Annotated in this window: 17 protein-coding genes; 1 reads left to right on the top strand and 16 read right to left on the bottom strand. The window is 54.3% G+C overall.

What is annotated here, in order from left to right; genetic code table 11:
- The first annotated feature begins 7 nt into the window (after positions 1–7).
- Positions 8–202 (top strand): DNA gyrase inhibitor YacG, encoded by a 195-nt coding sequence (gene yacG / locus OGX96_RS02240; RefSeq protein WP_003018740.1) that lies wholly within the window; start codon positions 8–10, stop codon positions 200–202.
- A gap of 172 nt (positions 203–374) precedes the next feature.
- On the opposite strand, the gene mutT is transcribed toward yacG, so the two are convergent.
- From mutT to ftsI, 16 genes are all read right to left on the bottom strand, one after another.
- Positions 375–764: an 8-oxo-dGTP diphosphatase MutT gene (mutT, locus tag OGX96_RS02235; protein WP_286582136.1), complete on the bottom strand. Its 390-nt coding sequence runs from the start codon at positions 762–764 to the stop codon at positions 375–377.
- 56 nt (positions 765–820) lie between these two features.
- On the bottom strand, positions 821–3,526 hold the full coding sequence (gene secA / locus OGX96_RS02230; RefSeq protein ID WP_003829517.1) for a preprotein translocase subunit SecA: 2,706 nt from the start codon (positions 3,524–3,526) through the stop codon (positions 821–823).
- A 60-nt stretch (positions 3,527–3,586) separates the two neighbouring features.
- The gene (secM, locus tag OGX96_RS02225; protein WP_003829520.1) at positions 3,587–4,093 is read right to left on the bottom strand and encodes a secA translation cis-regulator SecM; all 507 of its coding nucleotides are present in this window, start codon (positions 4,091–4,093) and stop codon (positions 3,587–3,589) included.
- A gap of 283 nt (positions 4,094–4,376) precedes the next feature.
- Positions 4,377–5,294, bottom strand: a complete 918-nt coding sequence (gene lpxC / locus OGX96_RS02220) for a UDP-3-O-acyl-N-acetylglucosamine deacetylase (protein WP_006686706.1) — start codon at positions 5,292–5,294, stop codon at positions 4,377–4,379.
- Between the two features lie 100 nt (positions 5,295–5,394).
- The gene (ftsZ, locus tag OGX96_RS02215; protein WP_003018753.1) at positions 5,395–6,546 is read right to left on the bottom strand and encodes a cell division protein FtsZ; all 1,152 of its coding nucleotides are present in this window, start codon (positions 6,544–6,546) and stop codon (positions 5,395–5,397) included.
- 62 nt (positions 6,547–6,608) lie between these two features.
- Positions 6,609–7,871 carry a cell division protein FtsA gene (gene ftsA, locus OGX96_RS02210; RefSeq protein WP_003018755.1) on the bottom strand — a complete coding sequence of 421 codons (1,263 nt, stop codon included), beginning with the start codon at positions 7,869–7,871 and terminating at the stop codon, positions 6,609–6,611.
- Positions 7,868–8,701 (bottom strand): cell division protein FtsQ, encoded by an 834-nt coding sequence (ftsQ, locus tag OGX96_RS02205; protein WP_003018758.1) that lies wholly within the window; start codon positions 8,699–8,701, stop codon positions 7,868–7,870. The genes ftsA and ftsQ overlap by 4 nt, the downstream gene beginning before the upstream one ends.
- Position 8,702: 1 nt before the next feature.
- Complete coding sequence (locus tag OGX96_RS02200; protein WP_103285766.1) at positions 8,703–9,623, bottom strand: D-alanine--D-alanine ligase; 921 nt, start codon at positions 9,621–9,623, stop codon at positions 8,703–8,705.
- Entirely contained in the window at positions 9,616–11,091 is a 1,476-nt protein-coding gene (gene murC, locus OGX96_RS02195; protein WP_003018763.1) for a UDP-N-acetylmuramate--L-alanine ligase, read from the bottom strand. Before murC ends, OGX96_RS02200 begins: the two co-directional genes overlap by 8 nt.
- Positions 11,092–11,142: 51 nt before the next feature.
- The gene (murG, locus tag OGX96_RS02190) at positions 11,143–12,210 is read right to left on the bottom strand and encodes an undecaprenyldiphospho-muramoylpentapeptide beta-N-acetylglucosaminyltransferase (protein WP_003829528.1); all 1,068 of its coding nucleotides are present in this window, start codon (positions 12,208–12,210) and stop codon (positions 11,143–11,145) included.
- Entirely contained in the window at positions 12,207–13,451 is a 1,245-nt protein-coding gene (ftsW, locus tag OGX96_RS02185) for a cell division protein FtsW (protein WP_003829529.1), read from the bottom strand. Before ftsW ends, murG begins: the two co-directional genes overlap by 4 nt.
- Positions 13,451–14,767 (bottom strand): UDP-N-acetylmuramoyl-L-alanine--D-glutamate ligase, encoded by a 1,317-nt coding sequence (gene murD / locus OGX96_RS02180; RefSeq protein WP_032942364.1) that lies wholly within the window; start codon positions 14,765–14,767, stop codon positions 13,451–13,453. The genes ftsW and murD overlap by 1 nt, the downstream gene beginning before the upstream one ends.
- A 2-nt stretch (positions 14,768–14,769) precedes the next feature.
- Entirely contained in the window at positions 14,770–15,852 is a 1,083-nt protein-coding gene (mraY, locus tag OGX96_RS02175) for a phospho-N-acetylmuramoyl-pentapeptide-transferase (protein WP_003018774.1), read from the bottom strand.
- Complete coding sequence (gene murF / locus OGX96_RS02170; protein ID WP_079935000.1) at positions 15,846–17,204, bottom strand: UDP-N-acetylmuramoyl-tripeptide--D-alanyl-D-alanine ligase; 1,359 nt, start codon at positions 17,202–17,204, stop codon at positions 15,846–15,848. The genes mraY and murF overlap by 7 nt, the downstream gene beginning before the upstream one ends.
- On the bottom strand, positions 17,201–18,688 hold the full coding sequence (gene murE / locus OGX96_RS02165; RefSeq protein WP_008786196.1) for a UDP-N-acetylmuramoyl-L-alanyl-D-glutamate--2,6-diaminopimelate ligase: 1,488 nt from the start codon (positions 18,686–18,688) through the stop codon (positions 17,201–17,203). The genes murF and murE overlap by 4 nt, the downstream gene beginning before the upstream one ends.
- On the bottom strand, positions 18,675–20,441 hold the full coding sequence (gene ftsI, locus OGX96_RS02160; RefSeq protein ID WP_003829538.1) for a peptidoglycan glycosyltransferase FtsI: 1,767 nt from the start codon (positions 20,439–20,441) through the stop codon (positions 18,675–18,677). Before ftsI ends, murE begins: the two co-directional genes overlap by 14 nt.
- Between the last annotated feature and the right edge of the window lie 9 nt (positions 20,442–20,450).

Below are 20,450 nucleotides of genomic sequence, written 5' to 3'. Positions count from 1 at the left end.
AGTCAACATGTCTGAACAAACCATCGTCAACTGCCCAACCTGCGGCAAGCCTGTAGTATGGGCTGAGGTCAGTCCGTTTCGCCCATTCTGCAGCAAGCGCTGCCAGTTAATCGATCTGGGAGAGTGGGCCGCAGAAGAGAAACGCATCCCAAGCTCTGGTGATCTGTCAGAAAGCGACGACTGGAGTGAAGAACAGAAGTAATTCTGCTAAAACGGTGGGCCGGATTAGGCAACGCCGCATCCGGCATTTTATGTTGTTTTGCCTGATGGCGCTGCGCTTATCAGGTCTACGAACTAAAACGTAGGGCGGGCAAGCGTAGCGCCCCGCCATAACTTGCCGGATGCGGCGTTGCCTTATCCGGCCTACAGCACCATTAGCCAGCTATCAGCTTTTCAATGACCGGTGCATTCGCGGGCGGGAAATCCTTCGCATTCAGAGCATCTTGCGCAATCCACTGCGCCGGTTGCCCTTCTTTTCCCCACGGCTCGCCTTCCCAGCTTTCAACCAGCCAGAACCACAGAGTGATATGCCTGTCCGGAAACTGATACTCCAGCTTTTCGAACAATGAGCTTTGAGTCGGCGTGATCCCCACTTCTTCCTGTAGCTCGCGAATCAGCGCCTGCTCCGGCGTTTCGCCCGCTTCAATTTTCCCGCCGGGGAATTCCAGCTTATTTGCCATGTGGGCATCAGCCGCACGCTGGGTGATAAAAATTTCATGTTGCTGATTACGAATAATCCCGACGGCGATTTGCAGTATTTTCATCTTTATCGTCCATAAAAAAGGCGCAGAATTCTGCGCCTTTTCAGTAAGTTATTTTCTTAGCTCAGACGGCCGTGGCACTGTTTGTATTTTTTGCCAGAGCCGCAAGGACACGGATCGTTACGACCCACTTTACGATCGCCGGTTTGTGCTGCCAGCTCTTCTGCTGCGGCAGAATCGTCGCCTTTATGACTCAACTGCTGCATCTGCGCTAAGCGCTCAGCTTCTTCACGACGCTGCTGCTCCATGGCTTCGACTTCTTCAGGCATACGCACCTGAACTTTGCTCAGGGTGCTGATCACTTCGTATTTCAGTGATTCCAGCATTGACGCAAACATAGAGAAGGATTCACGCTTATATTCCTGCTTCGGATCTTTTTGCGCATAACCACGCAGGTGGATACCCTGACGCAGATAGTCCATCGCAGCAAGGTGCTCTTTCCACAGAGAGTCGAGAGTTTGCAGCATCACGCCTTTTTCGAAGTGACGCATCATCTCCGCGCCCACAACTTCTTCTTTACGCTGATAAACTTCGATGGCGTTTGCCAGGATACGTTCACGCAGCGTTTCTTCGTGCAGCTCAGGCTCTTTATCCAGCCACTCTGAAATCGGCATCTCAAGATCGAAGTCGTTTTTCAGACGTTCCTGCAGACCCGGGATATCCCACATTTCTTCCAGAGACTGCGGCGGAATATAGGCATCAATAGTTGCTTTGAAGACATCTTCACGGATGCTGTTGATGGTTTCGCTAACGTCAGTTACGTCCAGCAGTTCGTTACGCTGGGTGTAGATAGCACGACGCTGATCGTTGGCAACGTCATCATATTCCAGCAGCTGCTTACGAATATCGAAGTTGCGGCTTTCCACTTTACGTTGCGCGTTAGCAATTGCTTTGGTCACCCATGGGTGTTCAATGGCTTCACCTGGCTTCATACCCAGTTTACGCATCATGCCTGACACGCGGTCAGAGGCAAAAATACGCATCAGCGCATCTTCCATCGACAGATAGAAACGGGAAGAGCCCGCATCACCCTGACGACCCGAACGACCACGCAGCTGGTTATCGATACGGCGAGATTCGTGACGCTCGGTACCGATAATATGCAAGCCACCGGCAGCTAATACCGCGTCATGGCGAACCTGCCACTCGGCTTTAATCTGCGCGATTTGTTCCGGAGTTGGGTTTTCCAGCTCGGCAACTTCCGCCTGCCAGCTACCGCCCAGCACGATATCGGTACCACGACCGGCCATGTTCGTCGCGATAGTCACGGCTGACGGGTAACCCGCTTGGGCGACGATTGCAGCTTCGTTGGCGTGGAACTTGGCGTTCAGAACATTGTGTTTGATACCCGCTTTGCTCAGCTCGTTAGACACTACTTCCGATTTTTCAATGGAGATAGTACCTACCAGTACCGGCTGGCCATTTGCGGTACGCTCTTTAATATCTTCAATGATCGCCTGAATTTTTTCCGCTTCGGTCATGTACACCAGATCCGGTAAATCCTTACGGATCATCGGACGGTTGGTCGGCACAACCACGGTATCCAGTTTGTAGATGGAGCTAAATTCAAACGCTTCAGTGTCGGCTGTACCGGTCATACCGGCCAGTTTTTCGTACAAACGGAAGTAGTTCTGGAAGGTAATAGATGCCAGCGTCTGGTTCTCGTTCTGGATCTCTACGCCTTCTTTAGCCTCAACAGCCTGGTGCAGACCATCGGACCAGCGACGCCCCTGCATGGTACGACCGGTGTGTTCATCGACGATGATAACTTCGCCGTCTTTCACGATGTAGTCTACGTCGCGGGTAAACAGCACGTGCGCACGCAGTGCGGCAGTCACGTGGTGCATCAGCATAATGTTGCCTGGAGAGTACAGTGACTCGCCCTCGTCCATAATGCCTTCGTTAACCAGCAGCTCTTCAATCAGTACCAGACCACGTTCGGTCAGGTTAACCTGGCGCGCTTTCTCATCAACAGAGAAGTGGCCTTCGCCCTGGAACGTGTCGGAATCTTCCTTCTCCTGACGGATCAGGTGCGGGATGATTTTATTCACTTTTTTGTACATTTCCGAGCTGTCTTCAGCCGGGCCGGAAATGATCAGCGGCGTACGCGCTTCATCGATCAGGATGGAGTCGACTTCATCGACCAGCGCATAGTGCAGTTTACGTTGAACACGCTCTTCCGGACTAAACGCCATGTTGTCACGCAGGTAGTCAAAGCCGTATTCGTTGTTGGTACCGTAAGTAATATCGGCGTTGTAGGCTTCACGCTTGGCTGGCGCAGGCAGGCCAGACATGTTGATACCAACGGTCATGCCGAGGAATTCAAACAGCGGGCGGTTATTTTCGGCATCACGCTGAGCCAGATAGTCGTTCACGGTAACCACGTGTACGCCCTTCCCGCTTAATGCGTTCAGGTAGGCTGGCAGCGTCGCGGTAAGGGTTTTACCTTCACCAGTACGCATTTCCGCGATGCAGCGATCGTTAAGCACCATACCGCCCAGCAGCTGAACGTCGAAGTGACGCATACCGAACACACGCTTACTCGCTTCACGCACTACTGCGAACGCTTCCGGGATCAGGCTCTCAACGCTGGCACCTTTTTCCAGACGGGCGCGGAATTCAGCGGTCTTCGCTTTCAGTTCATCATCGGAGAGTTTTTCCATCTCCGGTTCCATCGCGTTGATGACATTGACCACTTTACGCATACGACGCAGCGTACGCTCGTTACGGCTACCGAATACTTTCGTTAATAATTTGATTAGCATAATAAAATCTCAAACGCCCCGCGGTGCGGAGTCAAAAATTATAAGTTGGAAGGTTCTTTTTTAGCTGAGGCGTTGAGGACCAGCGCGGATACCCTGCAGTTGGCTGATCCAGACCGGAACGCTAAACGCGGCCTGAGAGGTAAAGTGTGCGTATGTCACGCGACTTACTGTCGCGGGCGGAGTGCCTTCCTGCGTCAGCATCGCGCTGAGCGTATTCAGTAACGCAAGATGGTGCGCCTGGATTGGCAATGGCTCTTCGGCAACGGGCAACGCCTGAGGCGCCATGGCAAAAGAAAGATGGCGGATAACCGTACGAATGGCATGTTGATGCCAGTAATCGACGGTAAAATTTGGGCGGCGATTAGTCGCTTCCAGCAAAGCAAGCTGGCTAAAGTTAACTTTAGCACCTTGATCGTGATTGCTGGCGGTCGCCTTCGCGGGGGTATTAGGTTCAGCAGCATTACCGAGCGCGGGCAGGCCAAAACTAGCCGCGACCATCCCCAACAGGAGATGCGGCCAGAAGTACCGTCTGCCTAACTGTCGCCAGCGCGTCAGTATTCCACTCACGTTATTGCCACCTGATATACCCTGCGTTTGGGGTTACAAATGCAAAACCATTTTTTGCGCACAAATCTTACCATTAATGCGTTCGCACCACAGCAGTAATGACAGCAAGTCGCGGGTAAATATGCTTAAGAAAGCAGCGATCGAACGGTATTTTAATCTACCTGTGGGGAAAAAGTCGCTTCAGATAAGGTGGTTTGCACTCGGAAGATAAAAAAACGACTGGCTCACCTGGCCGGAGAGAGTGCCAGATTTACCAGTCGAATTTAAGCGACAGCGTATGTCGTTATGCCAGTACGGTCGATGGTGCTTTGAACGCCAACGGCAGTTCTGCATCGTCCTGGAAGGTCACATATTCCCAGGCTTCCTGTTTTGCCAGGACCGCCTGCAACAGTTTGTTATTCAATGCATGACCGGATTTATACGCGGTAAATGCACCAATAATGTTGTGACCACACATGAACAAGTCACCGATCGCGTCGAGCATTTTGTGACGAACGAATTCATCTTCAAAACGCAGGCCGTCTTCGTTCAATACGCGATAATCGTCAACAACGATGGCACAATCGAAGCTGCCGCCCAGGCACAGGCCGCGGGACTGCAGATATTCGATATCACGCATGAAGCCGAAAGTACGCGCACGGCTGATCTGACGCATGAACGCATCCGCAGAGAAGTTCATCGCGTAGCGCTGCGTGCTGGAGTCGATCGCCGGATGGTTAAAGTCGATGGTGAAATCCAACGTAAAACCATTATACGGCTTAAACTCAGCCCACTTATCGCCATCTTCGACACGAACGGTCTCTTTGATGCGAACAAATTTTTTGGCGCTGCTCAGTTCTTCAATACCTGCATCAAGCAGCAGATAAACGAACGGAGCGGCACTGCCATCCATGATCGGGATTTCCGGTGCGTTAACTTCAATAACGATGTTATCGATACCTAAACCCGCCAGAGCAGCATTAAGGTGCTCTACGGTTGAAATCCGTACATCATGCTCATTGACCAGACACGTACAGAGCATGGTATCACGCACAGATTTGGCATCGGCCGGGAAATCTACCGGAGGATTCAAGTCGGTGCGACGATAGATGACCCCGGTGTTGGCCGGCGCAGGGCGTAATGTCAGGGTGACTTTTTTGCCGGTATGCAAACCGACGCCAGTCGCCTGAACGATACGTTTAAGAGTCCTTTGTTTGATCATCGTATAATCTCGCCAAATTACCTATCCAACCGAAGTGTACTATACATTCGGTGGGCCAGTTTAGCACAAAGAGCCACAATTCCCAAATTCCAGCTAATTCTTAATCAGCTTGCTTACGCAGGAATGCTGGGATATCCAGATAATCCGGCTCTTTGGTGGTTTGCGGCGTATTGTCGTTAACCACTTTCGCTACCGGTTTCTGCTCTTGCGTCAACGGCGCCATGCCGTGCTGCTGGTAACGATCCATTACCGGCTGCTGTACCTGCTTGTTGGTCACCAGAGTGATTTCAGGACGTTTGTCCATACCAATTCCAGTTGCAACAACGGTCACACGCAGTTCGTCGTTCATATCCGGGTCCAGGGAGGTACCGATAACCACGGTCGCATTATCCGATGCAAAGGCACGAATCGTGTTACCGACGGTTTCGAACTCATCCAGACGCAGGTCGAAGCCCGCAGTAATGTTGACCAGCACGCCGCGCGCGCCAGACAGATCGATGTCTTCCAGCAGCGGAGAAGAGATAGCCATTTCAGCCGCTTCTTCTGCACGGTCTTCACCGCTTGCCACGCCTGAACCCATCATCGCGTAGCCCATTTCGGACATCACGGTGCGCACGTCTGCAAAGTCGACGTTCATCAGGCCCGGACGAGTAATCAGTTCAGCGATACCCTGGACTGCGCCTTTCAGCACATCGTTCGCTGCGCCAAACGCATCCAGCAGGGAGATACCGCGACCCAGCACTTTCAGCAGTTTGTCATTCGGAATAGTGATCAGAGAGTCCACATGTTTGGACAGCTCGGTGATACCCTGCTCCGCGAATGCCATACGCTTCTTACCTTCAAAGTTGAAAGGCTTAGTCACGACAGCAACGGTCAGAATACCTAAATCTTTTGCTACTTCAGCAACCACTGGCGCTGCACCGGTACCGGTACCGCCGCCCATGCCAGCTGCGATAAACACCATGTCTGCGCCGTCAAGCGCTGCACGCAGAGCTTCACGATCTTCGTCTGCCGCATTACGGCCTACTTCCGGGTTTGCACCCGCGCCCAGACCTTTGGTGATGCCGCTACCAATCTGAATGGTCTGTCCAACCGCCGTTTTACGCAACGCCTGAGCGTCGGTATTCACCGCGAAGAATTCAACACCTTCGATGCGCTCGCGCACCATGTGTTCAACGGCATTACCGCCGCCGCCGCCGACGCCGATGACTTTAATCACCGCGTCATTGGTAAGTTCCATAGGTTCAAACATAGTTTCTCTCTCCGTTGTGCCTGTCGCCTGAGACCGTTAATGTGCGTTGGTCTCTTTAAAAATTAAAACTCTTTTCGCAGCCAGCTATTGAGTCGTTTGATCCACGAGCCAACTGATGCCGTAACGCGTTTTTCTACTTCAGCCTCACCACTCAAATGGGATTCTTTCCCGTAGTGAAGCAGCCCCACTGCCGTTGAATAATAAGGCTCCTGGGCATAATCCGTCAGACCAGTGATATTCAGCGGTGCGCCAATACGTACTTGCGTATGGAACACGCGCTGTGCGCAGGCCGCAAGACCTTCAATTTGCGCAGCGCCACCGGTTAACACAATCCCCGCCGCCAGATGATGTTTCACACCCTGCTGGCGAAGCTGTTCTTGTAATTGCAAAATTTCTTCGTTGACCAGGTTGAGCAGCTCGGTATAACGCGGCTCAATGACCTCTGCCAGGGTCTGACGTTGCAGGCTACGCGGTGGACGACCACCTACGCTTGGCACTTCAACGCTTTCGTCTTTACCCACGATGGAGCCCAGCGCGCAACCATGACGCACTTTGATGGCTTCAGCATCGCTCGGCGGCGTACCAAAGGCATACGCGATATCGCTGGTCACTACATTCCCTGCATAAGGGATAACTTTAGTGTGGCGCAACGCCCCGCCAGTATAAACGGCGATGTCCATTGTACCACCACCAATATCCACCACGCAGACACCCAGCTCACGTTCATCTTCCGTCAACACGGAATAACTGGCTGCCAACCCGGCAAAAATCAGTTGGTCAACTTTCAGACCACAACGTTCAACGGCTTTGACAATGTTCTTTGCCATGTCGTTGTGGCAGGTAATAAGATGGACTTTTGCCTGCATACGCACGCCGGAAAGACCGACCGGATTTTTAATGCCTTCCTGGTAGTCGATGGCGTATTCCTGCGGAATAACGTGCAGAACACGATGTTCATCGCGAACGCGTACGGATTTTGCCGTATGTACCACGTTTTCCACATCTTCCTGCGTCACTTCCTCTTCGGAAATGGGCACCATACCAATTTCATTTTGACAGCTAATATGTTTACCGGAAAGTGCCAGATACACCGAGGAAATCTGGCAATCTGCCATCAGTTCAGCCTGGTCAATGGCGCGCTGTACGCACTTCACCACTGACTCAAGGTCATTCACCCCGCCTTTATCCATACCTCGCGATGGACAACTGCCCACGCCAATGATATTGACCATACCGTCGGGCAGAACTTCCCCTACTAAAGCGGCTACCTTCGCGGTGCCAATCTCCAGTCCAACTACCAGTTTTCTGTCCGTCGCCTTGATCATTGTTGTTCTGCCTGTGCCTGATTCTGTTGCTGATTAGATTCCTCAGGAGGCAAGGGAACCCAGCCTACTGCCGCTCCTGAGTCATAACGCAAATCAACGTAGCTAATCCGTTTGCCATCGGTTTGCGCCTGCTGCTGTAAAACCGGGTAGAGTTCCACAAAGCGAGCCAAACGTTTTATCGTATCGCCCCTGCCCAGATTCAGCTTAATATCGTTATTCAGCGTCAACTGCCAGGAACGACGAGCGGTCATCGCCGCTTCCTTCAGGGTGAATCTATCCTTAGCCAGCACCTGCCCCATATCGCGGAACCCTTGCAACACTTCACTTGCGCTGCCTTCCGGTCCATACAACATGGGTAATACCTGCTTATTGGCCCGACCGGTTGGAACACTGAACGTATTTCCTTCAGCATCCACCATATGTTGGTCATTCCAACGCGCAATGGGCACATATTCAACCAGATGAATCTTCAATTCATCGGGCCATTGCTTTCTGACGCTCGCCTGTTTAATCCAGGGGAGGCGTTCAATTTGACTCTGGATGATGTTCACATCCTGAGTCATAAAGGTTCCCGGAGCGCCCAGTGCCAAAATGGACTGACGAATATCGTCATTGCGCGTGTAATGCCGTTCGCCGGTTAACACCAGTTTCGATAAAGGCAAACGTTGCGCATCTTCCATCCATCCCAACACTACCCAGCCGCTGACAAACACGGTGCACAGCACTGTCAGCAGGAACAATATTCCTGCAAGACGCGTTCCATTATTGCGGCGTGAGGAGTTTACTTCTTCTTCATCACCGTTTCGCGTGTTCAGCGCAGCCTGCGACATATCAGTCCGCCAACTCCAGAATTCTTACCACCAACTGCGAGAAGCTCAGGCCCGCCTGACGCGCCGCCATCGGCACCAGACTGTGGCTGGTCATACCCGGAGAGGTATTCGCTTCCAGCAGATAAAACTGGCCATCGCTGTCCAGCATGACGTCAATGCGACCCCAACCTTTACAGCCCAATGTGGTCCACGCTTTCAGGACTAATTCCTGTAAACGGGCCTCTTGTTCGACTTCCAGACCGGCAGGGCAGAAATATTGTGTCTCATCAGAGAGATACTTCGCCTCATAATCATAGAAGGTTCCCGCGGGTTGGATACGTATTGACGGTAAAATTTCTTCACCAAGTATCGCAACTGTAAATTCCGGGCCACTGAGCCATTTTTCGATCAGTACTTCTTCATCATGCTGAAAAGCCAATGCTAATGCACCATGCAAAGCATTTTCTTCTTCAACTTTTGACATCCCTACGCTTGAGCCTTCACGGCTGGGCTTCACAATCAGCGGCAAACCTAGCGCAGAAATCTCCGTAACCACCTCATCATTAAGGCCTTTTTCGAACTCAGCGCGGGTCAATGCGACCCAAGGCGCGACCGGTAAACCAGCCCCCTGCCACAACAGTTTGCTGCGCAGTTTGTCCATCGAAATCGCAGAAGCCATGACGCCACTACCGGTGTACGGCAGACCAACCAGCTCCAGCATGCCCTGCAACGTGCCATCTTCACCACCACGACCGTGCAGCGCAATAAACACCTTTTGAAAACCCATCGATTTCAAAAGCGTGACATCAACCTCTTTTGGGTCAATTGGATGAGCATCCACACCACCTTCGCGTAACCCTGCCAGTACGGCCGCGCCGGAATTCAGCGAAACGTCACGCTCTGCGGAGGTTCCCCCTAACAGGACCGCGATTTTATCAGCCATGTTGTTCTTCCTCCGGGTTTTGCGGCTTCAGTTTGATTTCAGCTAAGGAACGCGCGATTTTGCCGATATTTCCAGCGCCCTGCACCAAAATCAGATCGTTGCCGGTTAATACCGGCGCCAGCATGTCTGCCACCTGAGCCGGATCGGATACCAGAATCGGGTCGATCTTACCGCGACCACGGATCGTACGGCACAGCGAGCGACTGTCGGCTCCTGGAATCGCGGCTTCACCCGCGGCGTACACATCCAGCATCAACAGCGCATCGACCTGAGTCAGCACGTTGGCAAAGTCGTCATACAGATCGCGAGTACGCGTAAAGCGGTGCGGCTGGAACAGCATCACCAAATTTTTGTCCGGCCAGCCCGCGCGTGCAGCTTTAATCGTGGCATCCACTTCCGTAGGGTGATGACCATAATCATCCACCAGCATCGCCGTCCCGGCTTTACCGTTTACCGGCTCAAGCGGGAATTCGCCGAGGAAGTCAAAACGTCGTCCGGTGCCCTGGAAACTTTCCAGCGCGCGCAGAATTGCGTCGTCTTCAATGCCTTCTTCTGTTGCAACTGCTACCGCCGCCGCCGCGTTCAGCGCATTGTGACGGCCCGGTGCGTTCAACGTCACGCGTAAATCGGCCATCCCCTGACGCAGCAGTGTGAAGTGTCCTTGTGGACCAATCTGCTGGTAATCTTCGACGCGCACATCAGCATCATCGCTGAAACCATAGGTTGTGGTTTGACGACCAACTCGCGGCAACAACTCGCGGATCACCGGATCGTCAACGCACATCACCGCACGACCATAAAACGGCAAGTTATGCAGGAAATTAATAAACGTCTGCTTTAAATTTTCGAAGTCGCCATGGTAGGTATCCATATGATCGGCTTCGATATTGGTAACAATCGCTACCATCGGCTGCAAATGCAGGAACGACGCATCGCTCTCATCCGCCTCCGCTATTAAATAACGGCTATGACCCAGACGCGCATGGACGCCTGCGGCCTTCACCAGACCGCCGTTGACAAACGTCGGATCCAGCCCCGCTTCCGCGTAGATACTGGAGACCATCGCTGTGGTCGTGGTTTTACCGTGCGTCCCGGCAATGGCGATACCGTGACGAAAACGCATTAACTCCGCCAGCATTTCAGCACGACGGATCACCGGAATGCGCGCTTCATGCGCCGCAACAATTTCCGGGTTATCCGCAGAAATGGCGCTGGATACCACCACCACGCTCGCATCGCGCACGTTTTCCGGGCGATGGTTGAAGAAAATCGTGGCGCCCAGATTCGTCAACTGCTGCGTCACCGGGTTCGGCGCTAAGTCAGAACCGCTGATCTGATAACCTTCGTTGGCCAAAACTTCGGCAATACCGCCCATACCAGCACCACCGATGCCGACAAAGTGAATGTGCCGAACGCGACGCATTTCGGGCACGATGGAACGCAGTTTTGCCAGTTGTTGTGTATTCATTCTTTAGCCATTAACTTCTTAGTTCATGCGATGCAAAAGGCATCACCACAATTACGCCCGGGCAGCCCGGCTCACTTCATTAGCAACGCGCTCTGTAGCATCCGGAATGGAAGCGGCGCGCGCACGTTCTGCCATGGTTAATAAGGTTTCTCGCGACCACCCGGAAAGGGTGTTAGCGACGGCATCCACAGTAAACTGCGGCTGCTCAAGAATTTTTGCGGCGCCCGCTTTCTCCAGCGGCAGCGCATTCCAGTACTGCTGTCGGTCTTTGTGCTGGAAAGGCACAAACAGCGCAGGCAAACCTGCGGCGGCAATTTCGCTTACCGTCAGCGCGCCGGAGCGACAAACTACGACATCCGCCCACGCGTAGGCTGCTGCCATATCATCAATAAACTCAGTGACCTTGTGCTGCGGTTGTCCCGCGTCGGCATACGCCTGTTCAACGGTTTGCTGCGCGCCTTTGCCACTCTGATGCCAGATAGTCACCGCGTCACCAAGCTTTGCGGCAACCTGCGGCATCGTCTGGTTCAATACGCGTGCGCCCTGAGATCCCCCGACGACCAGCACGCGAACCGGGCCTTCACGCCCCGCCAGACGCGCTTCGGGCAACGGCAGCGCCAGAACGTCGGTGCGTACTGGGTTACCCACCACTTCCGCATTCGGGAAAGCGCCAGGAAAAGCCTGCATCACCTTCGTTGCAATCTTCGCCAGCCACTTGTTGGTTAATCCCGCAATGCCGTTTTGCTCATGCAGGACAACCGGAATGCCTAATGACCAGGCAGCCAGACCGCCAGGGCCGGACACGTAGCCGCCCATCCCCAGCACCACATCAGGCTTAAACTGCTTCATGATGGCGCGCGCCTGACGCCAGGCATTAAAAATACGCACGGGGGCGGCAAGTAGCGCGTTGACACCTTTGCCACGCAAACCGGAGATGCGAATAAAGTCAATTTCAATGCCATGCTTCGGCACTAAGTCCGCTTCCATACGATCGGCGGTGCCCAGCCAACGAACCTGCCAGCCCTGGGCCATTAAATGGTGCGCAACCGCCAGCCCCGGGAACACATGCCCGCCGGTACCGCCTGCCATCACCATTAACCGCTTCGGTTGACCACTCATCGTGCACCTCGTGTAAACGCCTGGGCTTTTTCCAGACGCGTTTCATAATCAATACGTAACAAAAACATGATGGCCGTCGACATAATCAACAAACTGGAACCACCATAACTGATCAGCGGTAACGTCAGACCTTTTGTTGGCAGCATACCTGCTGCCGCGCCGACGTTTACCAGGGCCTGGAAGCTAAACCAAATCCCGATGGAGCAGGCTAAAAAGCCTGAAAAACGGTGGTCAATTTCCAGTGCTTTGCGACCGATCGACATCGCGCGAAAAGCGACGAAGAATACCATTAAAAGCGCCAATACCACACCGATATAACCCAGCTCTTCCCCAATGATGGCGAAGATGAAGTCGGTGTGCGCTTCCGGTAAATACTCCAGTTTTTGCACTGAATTACCTAACCCCTGACCCCAAACCTCACCGCGACCAAAAGCCATCAGCGATTGCGTTAACTGATAGCCGCTGCCAAACGGATCTTCCCATGGGTTCCAGAAAGAGGTTACGCGGCGAATACGATACGGTTCGGCAAGGATCAGCAGCACCACCGCCGAAATCCCCATGCCGATAATGGCAATGAACTGCCACAGTTTCGCACCAGCGAGAAACAGCATCGCCAGCGTCGTGACAAACAGTACCACTACCGTACCAAGGTCAGGCTGCGCCAGCAGTAAGACTGCCAGCACCAGAATCACGCCCATCGGTTTTAAGAAGCCGCGCAGGTTGTTACGCACTTCATCGACTTTACGCACCAGGTAGTTAGCGAGATAACAGAACAGCGACAGCTTGGTAAATTCCGCAGGCTGAATACGCAGTGGACCCAGCGCGATCCAGCGCGATGCCCCGTTAACGGAGCTTCCCACTACCAGCACGATCAACAACATGATGATCGAGGCGATCAGCATCGTCGTGCTGTACTTTTGCCAGAACTCCATCGGCAGACGCAGCGTCACCATCGCCAGACAGAACGCGAGGAAGATATACAGCGCGTCACGCTTAGCAAACAGGAAGGGATCGCCTGCCAGGCGTTGCCCTACGGGCATCGATGCCGATGTCACCATCACAAAACCGATCGCTGCCAGACCAAAAGTCAGCCACAGCAGCATGCGGTCATACATGATCAAGCTGTCCGCGTCTTTATCACGCGAAGCCATCACCCAGCCTTTAAGTGCCGCGAAGATCCACGCCAGGACACCCAGTCCCGGTACGCGCGGCATTTTCAGACGAGGGAGAGAGAAGCGCATCAACCCAACTCCTTCGCTAAACGGGTAAAGACGTCACCGCGTTGCTCAAAGTTCTTGAACTGGTCAAGGCTGGCGCAGGCTGGCGACAGCAGCACCATATCGCCCGACTTCACACGCGGTGCGAGCAGACGCATTGCCTGCTCCATGGTTTCAGTGTGTTCCGCAACCTCAGGACGCAGAGCGGCAAGCTGCGCGCCATCGCGACCAAAGCAGTACAGACGAATGTTGTCGCCAGTCAGGTAGCGTTGCAGCGGCATAAAGTCGGCGGATTTCCCATCGCCGCCCAGCAGCAGGTGCAACGTACCGTCAACGTGCAGGCCATTCAGTGCCGCTTCGGTGCTGCCAACGTTGGTGGCTTTTGAGTCGTTGATCCAACGCACACCGTTATGATTCAGTACCAACTGGAAACGATGCGCCAGACCGGTAAAGGTAGTCAGCGCTTTCAGGCTGGATGCCCGCGGCAGACCCGCAGCATCCGCCAGCGCCAGCGCCGCCAGGGCGTTGGTATAGTTATGCTGGCCGGTAAGCGTCATCTCTTTCACGTTCAGGACTTTTTCACCCTTCACCCGCAGCCAGGTCTCACCCTGCTGACGATTGAGATGATAGTCACCCATGTTGATGCCAAAGCTCACGCAGCGCTCATCCGCCCCGCGAATCGGCATGGTCAGCGCATCATCGGCATTAACCACACACACTTTCGCATTCTCATAGACGCGCAGTTTGGCCGCACGGTACTGCTGCAAGCCAAACGGATACCTGTCCATATGATCTTCGGTGACGTTCAAAATGGTGGCGGCTACGGCCTGTAAGCTGGAGGTTGTCTCCAGTTGGAAGCTCGACAGCTCCAGTACATACAGCTCACGTTCGTCATCCAGCAGCATCAGCGCGGGCAGGCCGATATTTCCGCCAACACCCACGTTCACACCAGCCGCTTTCGCCATTTCTCCCACCAACGTGGTGACGGTGCTTTTCCCGTTGGAACCGGTGATCGCGACGATCGGCGCCTGCGCTTCACGACAGAACAGCTCGATGTCACCGACAATTTCGATCCCTGCATCAGCAGCGGCGCTCAGAGAAGGATGCGCCAGGGCAATACCAGGGCTGGCGACGATGAGATCGGCGGCCAGCAGCCAATCATCATTCAGGCTGCCAACATGACGCTCAACCGCTTCCGGCAATTTATCCAGGCCAGGTGGCGTTGCGCGGGTATCCATCACACGCGGCGTCACGCCACGCGCCAGAAAGAAATCCACGCAGGACAGCCCGGTCAATCCCAGACCGATAATGACGACTTTTTTACCCTGGTAATCAGCCATGATTAACGTACCTTCAGCGTTGCCAGGCCAATCAGCACCAGCATCAGCGAAATAATCCAGAAGCGCACAATTACGCGCGGTTCCGGCCAGCCTTTCAGTTCATAGTGATGGTGAATCGGCGCCATACGGAAGATGCGCTGTCCGCGCAGCTTAAAGGAGCCAACCTGCAGAATGACCGACAGCGTTTCCACAACAAATACGCCGCCCATAATTACCAGCAGGAATTCCTGACGCAGCAGCACGGCAATAATGCCCAGCGCGCCGCCCAGCGCCAGAGAACCGACGTCGCCCATAAAGACCTGCGCCGGATAGGTGTTAAACCACAGGAAGCCTAACCCCGCACCGACAATCGCCGTACAGACGATCACCAGTTCGCCGGCATGGCGTAAATAGGGAATGTGCAGGTAGTTGGCAAAGTTCATGTTACCTGTAGCCCATGCCACCAGCGCAAAACCTGCGGCCACGAACACGGTCGGCATAATCGCCAGACCGTCCAGGCCATCGGTGAGGTTTACCGCATTGCCAGTACCCACAATCACGAAGTACGCCAGCAGCACGTAGAACAGCCCCAACTGCGGCATGACATCTTTAAAGAACGGCACCACCAGCTCGGTAGCCGGGGTATCTTTACCGGCGAGGTACAGCGCAAAGGCTACACCCAGCGCAATCACCGACATCCAGAAGTACTTCCAGCGGGCAATCAACCCCTTGGTATCTTTGCGCACCACTTTGCGGTAGTCATCGACAAAACCGATAATGCCGTAGCCAATCAATACCACCAGCACGCACCATACATACGGGTTCGACGGATATGCCCACAACAGAACGGAGATAACAATCGCGGTGAGGATCATGATCCCGCCCATGGTTGGCGTACCACGTTTACTAAAGTGCGATTCCGGACCGTCGTTACGTACAACCTGTCCAAAGGACATTTTTTGCAAGCGGGCAATCATGCGCGGGCCCATCCACAAAGAGATGAACAGCGCGGTCAGCAGGCTGACGATGGCGCGAAACGTCAGATAGGAAAAGACGTTAAAGCCGGAATAATATTTGACCAAATGTTCGGCCAGCCAAACTAACATGTCCCATTCTCCTGTAATGCGCGTACTACCTCTTCCATGGCGGCACTACGTGAACCCTTCACTAAAATCGTCATGACCTGATGTTCTGCAATCAATGCTTTAAGATGCGCGGCCAGCGCGCTTTTATCCGCAAAATGTTCGCCAACGCCGCTGGCGTCGCTAATTGCCTTACTCAGTTTTCCTGTACTCAGTACACGGTCGATACCTGCTGCTTTCGCAGCAACACCTACCTGTACATGGCATGCTTCACTTTCTGCGCCAAGCTCTGCCATATCGCCAACGACCAGTACGCGATAGCCCGGCATTTCAGACAGCACCTGCACCGCTGCGGTCATCGAACCGACGTTCGCGTTATAGGAGTCGTCCAGCAGCAACTGATTTTCTGCGAGTTGAATCGGGAACAGACGTCCCGGTACCGCTTGCAGATCCTTCAAACCCGCTTTGATCGCCTCGTGCGTCGCGCCTACCGCCATAGAAAGCGCCGCCGCCGCAAGGGCGTTAGCGATATTGTGGCGACCCGGCAACGGCAGCAGGACATCAATGCTTCCGGTCGGCGTTTGCAGAGAAAATTCTGTGCCATGCGAGGTCACATGAACGTTGGTAGCAGAAAAGTCGCTGTTGGCCGCATTCGGGGAGAAGCGCCAGACTTTGCGTTCGCCGATGATGCTTTGCCAGTTCAACCAGTCGTTGTTGTCGGCATTCATAATGGCGATACCATTCTCAGACAGGCCGGTAAAAATCTCACCTTTTGCCTTCGCAACGCCCGCCAGAGAGCCGAAACCTTCCAGGTGCGCGGCGGCCAGATTGTTCACCAGCGCCGCTTCCGGACGCGTCAGGCCGACGGTCCAGGCGATTTCGCCCTGATGGTTGGCGCCGAGCTCAATCACGGCATAGTCGTAATCGTTAGTTAAGCGCAGCAGCGTCATCGGTACGCCGATGTCGTTATTCAGATTGCCCGCGGTATATAGGGTGTTACCACACTGGCTCAGAATGGCAGCCGTCATCTCTTTGACGGACGTTTTACCGGATGAGCCGGTCAGCGCGACAACGCGCGCCGGAACCTGAGCGCGAACCCACGCCGCCAGTTCACCAAACGCCAAACGCGTATCTTTAACAATCAGCTGCGGCAGGTTGGTGTCCAACGGGCGGCTGACCAGCAGCGCACCCGCCCCGCTCTCTTGCGCTTTGTCTGCAAAATCATGGGCATCAAAGCGTTCGCCTTTCAGCGCCACAAACAGGCAGCCCGGCGTCACTTTACGCGTATCGGTTGTTACGGCATCAAGGGTCAGATCGGCCCCTTTCAGTTCGCCACGGAGGATCTCCGCCAGTTGGCTGAGCGTTACGCTAATCATGCGATAACCCCCAGCAGACGCGCTGCGGTCACGCGGTCAGAATAGTCGAGACGCTGCGAGCCGACGATCTGGTAATCTTCGTGACCTTTCCCGGCCACCAGCACCACGTCGTTTTCTTTCGCCTGCATAATGGCGTTTGTCACGGCTTCTGCGCGCCCTTCCATCACCTTCGCCTGTCCGGCATCCAGCATACCCGCCAGAATGTCGTTAATAATGGCGCGCGGCTCTTCGGTACGCGGGTTGTCATCAGTCACCACGACAACATCTGCAAACTGCTCGGCGATTGCGCCCATCAACGGACGTTTGCCTTTATCGCGATCGCCGCCGCAGCCAAAGACGCACCACAGTTTGCCAGTACAGTGCAGACGTGCCGCCTGCAGCGCTTTTTCCAGCGCATCTGGCGTATGAGCGTAATCAACCACCACGGTGGTTTTACCCGGCGCGCTGAACACTTCCATACGTCCGCAAACCGGCTGCAATTGTGTCGCCGTTTTCAGTAAATCAGCTAACGGATAGCCCAGTGCCAACAGCGTTGCCAGCGCCAGCAAAAGATTGCTGACGTTAAACGCCCCCATCAGGCGGCTTTCAATTTCGCCGTCGCCCCATGAGGAGGTAAAACGAATCGTTGCCCCACTGTCGTGATACTTCACGTCAACCGCTTTTAACCAACGACCATGACAGTTCGGGTTGATGTGGTCTTCCATCGAAACGGCAACCGCATCCGGGAGTTTCGCCAGCCAGCGACGACCGACTTCATCATCCGCATTGACGATGGCCTGACCGCAATGGTGCGTGGAATACAGCAGCCATTTCGCGGCTTCGTAATGTTCCATGTCGCCGTGATAGTCGAGATGGTCGCGGCTTAAGTTAGTAAATACTGATGCGGCAAACTTCAGCGCCGCCACGCGATGCTGAACCAGGCCGTGTGAAGAGACTTCCATCGCGCCAACCGTTGCGCCCTGCGCAGCCAGCCCCGCCAGCACATGCTGGACATCAACGGCTGAACCGGTGGTATTTTCCGTTGGGATCACTTTGCCCAGCAGGCCATTGCCTACTGTTCCCATTACCGCGCTGGTTTCGCCAAGCAGTTGGCTCCACTGGGCCAGCAATTGGGTGGTGGTGGTTTTACCGTTAGTCCCGGTTACGCCGACCAGACGCATTTTCTCAGAAGGCTCGTGGTAAAAACGGCCCGCCAGTGCAGATAAACGTTCGTTAAGCTGACTGAGATAGATGACCGGAACGCCATGCATTTCACGGATTTCACCATCAGTAGCTTCATCTTTTGCTTCTGCAATAATGGCAGCCACACCTTGCGCTATCGCCTGCGGGATATACCGACGCCCGTCCGCCTGATGACCCAATACTGCGACAAAGAGATCGCCTGATGCAGCCACACGGCTGTCAAGCGTCATCTCCCGCAGTGCTCGCTCCGGTGCACCCGGCACCCATGGAGCAAGAAGGTCGCGCAAATTACGATCTGCCACCTGTTGCCTCGCCTTGATTATTCACAAATTCATTTTTATCGCCCGTTGTCAGCGCATCCGGCTCGATGTTCATGGTGCGCAGTACGCCGCCCATGATGGCACCAAAGACCGGCGCGGAAACGGCGCCACCGTAGTATTTACCCGCCTGCGGATCGTTGATAACAACAACCAGCGCGAAGCGCGGCTGACTCGCAGGCGCAACGCCTGCGGTATAAGCAATGTATTTGTTGATGTAGCGGCCATCCGGCCCTACTTTTTTCGCTGTACCGGTTTTAATAGCGATGCGATAGCCTTTAATCGCCGCCTTCACGCCGCCGCCGCCCGGCAGCGCCACGCTTTCCATCATATGCACGACGGTACGCACGGTATCTTCCGGGAAGATACGCTCACCCGGAACAGGAGGGTCTACTTTGGTAATCGACAGTGGACGATAAACGCCGTAGCTGCCGATCGTTGCATAGACTCGCGCTAACTGTAACGGCGTTACCATTAGCCCGTAGCCGAAAGAGAAGGTGGCCCTCTCTATGTCAGACCACCGTTGTTTTTGAGGATATAAGCCACTGCGTTCTCCGACCAACCCCAAATTGGTCGCTTTTCCCAGCCCAAAACGTGAGTAAGTATCTACTAACGCTGAGGACGGCATCGCTAACGCCAGCTTGGAAACACCGACGTTACTCGACTTCTGCAAAACCCCGGTGAGGGTTAATTCGCTATAACGCGCCACGTCTTTGATTTCGTGACCATTAATTCGGTAAGGGATAGTATTGAGGACGGTATTTTCGCGAACCACGCCACGCTGCAGCGCGGTCATCACCACCATCGGTTTAACGGTAGAACCCGGTTCAAACACGTCGGTGATGGTACGGTTACGCATCGCGTCTTTTGGCGTACCGGTGAGATTGTTCGGGTTGTAGGACGGACTGTTGGCCATGGCCAGCACTTCACCGGTGTTTACATCCACCAGTACCGCACTGCCTGACTCCGCCTTGTTGAACGCCACGGCGTTATTCAGTTCACGGTAGACCAGTGCCTGTAAACGCTCATCAATGCTCAACGCGAGGTTATGCGCCGCCTGGCTGTCGGTAGAGGAGATATCTTCAATGACGCGGCCATAACGGTCTTTACGTACAATACGTTCGCCCGGTTGTCCGGTGAGCCACTTGTCGAAGCTCTTCTCAACGCCTTCAATCCCCTGGCTGTCGACGTTAGTAAAGCCGATGAGGTGAGCAGTCACTTCTCCGGAAGGATAGTAACGGCGGGATTCTTCGCGCAGGTGGATACCTGGCAGCTTCAGTTTCTTGATGTAGTCGGCCATGTCAGGGTTTACCTGACGCGCCAGATAGATGAAGCGCCCTTTCGGGTTGGCGTTAATGCGGGAAGCCAGTTGATCGAGCGGGAGATTCAGCGCGGTTGACAGCGCTCTCCAGCGTTCGCCAACGCTCACGCCGCCTGCATCATGTACTTCTTTCGGGTCGGCCCATATCGCTTTAACCGGAACGCTCACCGCCAGCGGGCGACCAGAGCGGTCGGTAATCATTCCGCGTGATGTAGACACTTCCTGGACGCGTAGAGAGCGCATATCACCCTGACGCACCAGCATGTCCGGCGCGATGATTTGCAGCCAGGCAACGCGCCCCAGCAGAAAACCCAGTGCCAGCAAAATACAGCCGCACAGTAACGCAAAACGCCAACTGATAAAGTTGGCTTGTTCTTCCTGGCGTTTTGGTTTGTGCGTTTTTGCCGCTGCTTTCATGCGTCGCGT

The sequence above is a fragment of the Citrobacter sp. Cpo100 genome (assembly GCF_030332595.1).
GTDB classification, from domain to species: domain Bacteria; phylum Pseudomonadota; class Gammaproteobacteria; order Enterobacterales; family Enterobacteriaceae; genus Citrobacter; species Citrobacter portucalensis.
This window is presented reverse-complemented; position numbering and strand designations above follow the sequence as displayed.

Excerpts from the sequence above, each read along its gene's own strand:
- OGX96_RS02200 (WP_103285766.1), bottom strand. The coding sequence starts at position 9,623 with ATGGCTGATAAAATCGCGGTCCTGTTAGGGGGAACCTCCGCAGAGCGT.
- secA (WP_003829517.1), bottom strand. The coding sequence starts at position 3,526 with ATGCTAATCAAATTATTAACGAAAGTATTCGGTAGCCGTAACGAGCGT.
- murF (WP_079935000.1), bottom strand. The coding sequence starts at position 17,204 with ATGATTAGCGTAACGCTCAGCCAACTGGCGGAGATCCTCCGTGGCGAA.
- lpxC (WP_006686706.1), bottom strand. The coding sequence starts at position 5,294 with ATGATCAAACAAAGGACTCTTAAACGTATCGTTCAGGCGACTGGCGTC.
- yacG (WP_003018740.1), top strand. The coding sequence starts at position 8 with ATGTCTGAACAAACCATCGTCAACTGCCCAACCTGCGGCAAGCCTGTA.
- ftsQ (WP_003018758.1), bottom strand. The coding sequence starts at position 8,701 with ATGTCGCAGGCTGCGCTGAACACGCGAAACGGTGATGAAGAAGAAGTA.
- ftsZ (WP_003018753.1), bottom strand. The coding sequence starts at position 6,546 with ATGTTTGAACCTATGGAACTTACCAATGACGCGGTGATTAAAGTCATC.
- mraY (WP_003018774.1), bottom strand. The coding sequence starts at position 15,852 with ATGTTAGTTTGGCTGGCCGAACATTTGGTCAAATATTATTCCGGCTTT.
- mutT (WP_286582136.1), bottom strand. The coding sequence starts at position 764 with ATGAAAATACTGCAAATCGCCGTCGGGATTATTCGTAATCAGCAACAT.
- murD (WP_032942364.1), bottom strand. The coding sequence starts at position 14,767 with ATGGCTGATTACCAGGGTAAAAAAGTCGTCATTATCGGTCTGGGATTG.
- murG (WP_003829528.1), bottom strand. The coding sequence starts at position 12,210 with ATGAGTGGTCAACCGAAGCGGTTAATGGTGATGGCAGGCGGTACCGGC.
- ftsA (WP_003018755.1), bottom strand. The coding sequence starts at position 7,871 with ATGATCAAGGCGACGGACAGAAAACTGGTAGTTGGACTGGAGATTGGC.
- murC (WP_003018763.1), bottom strand. The coding sequence starts at position 11,091 with ATGAATACACAACAACTGGCAAAACTGCGTTCCATCGTGCCCGAAATG.
- ftsW (WP_003829529.1), bottom strand. The coding sequence starts at position 13,451 with ATGCGCTTCTCTCTCCCTCGTCTGAAAATGCCGCGCGTACCGGGACTG.
- ftsI (WP_003829538.1), bottom strand. The coding sequence starts at position 20,441 with ATGAAAGCAGCGGCAAAAACGCACAAACCAAAACGCCAGGAAGAACAA.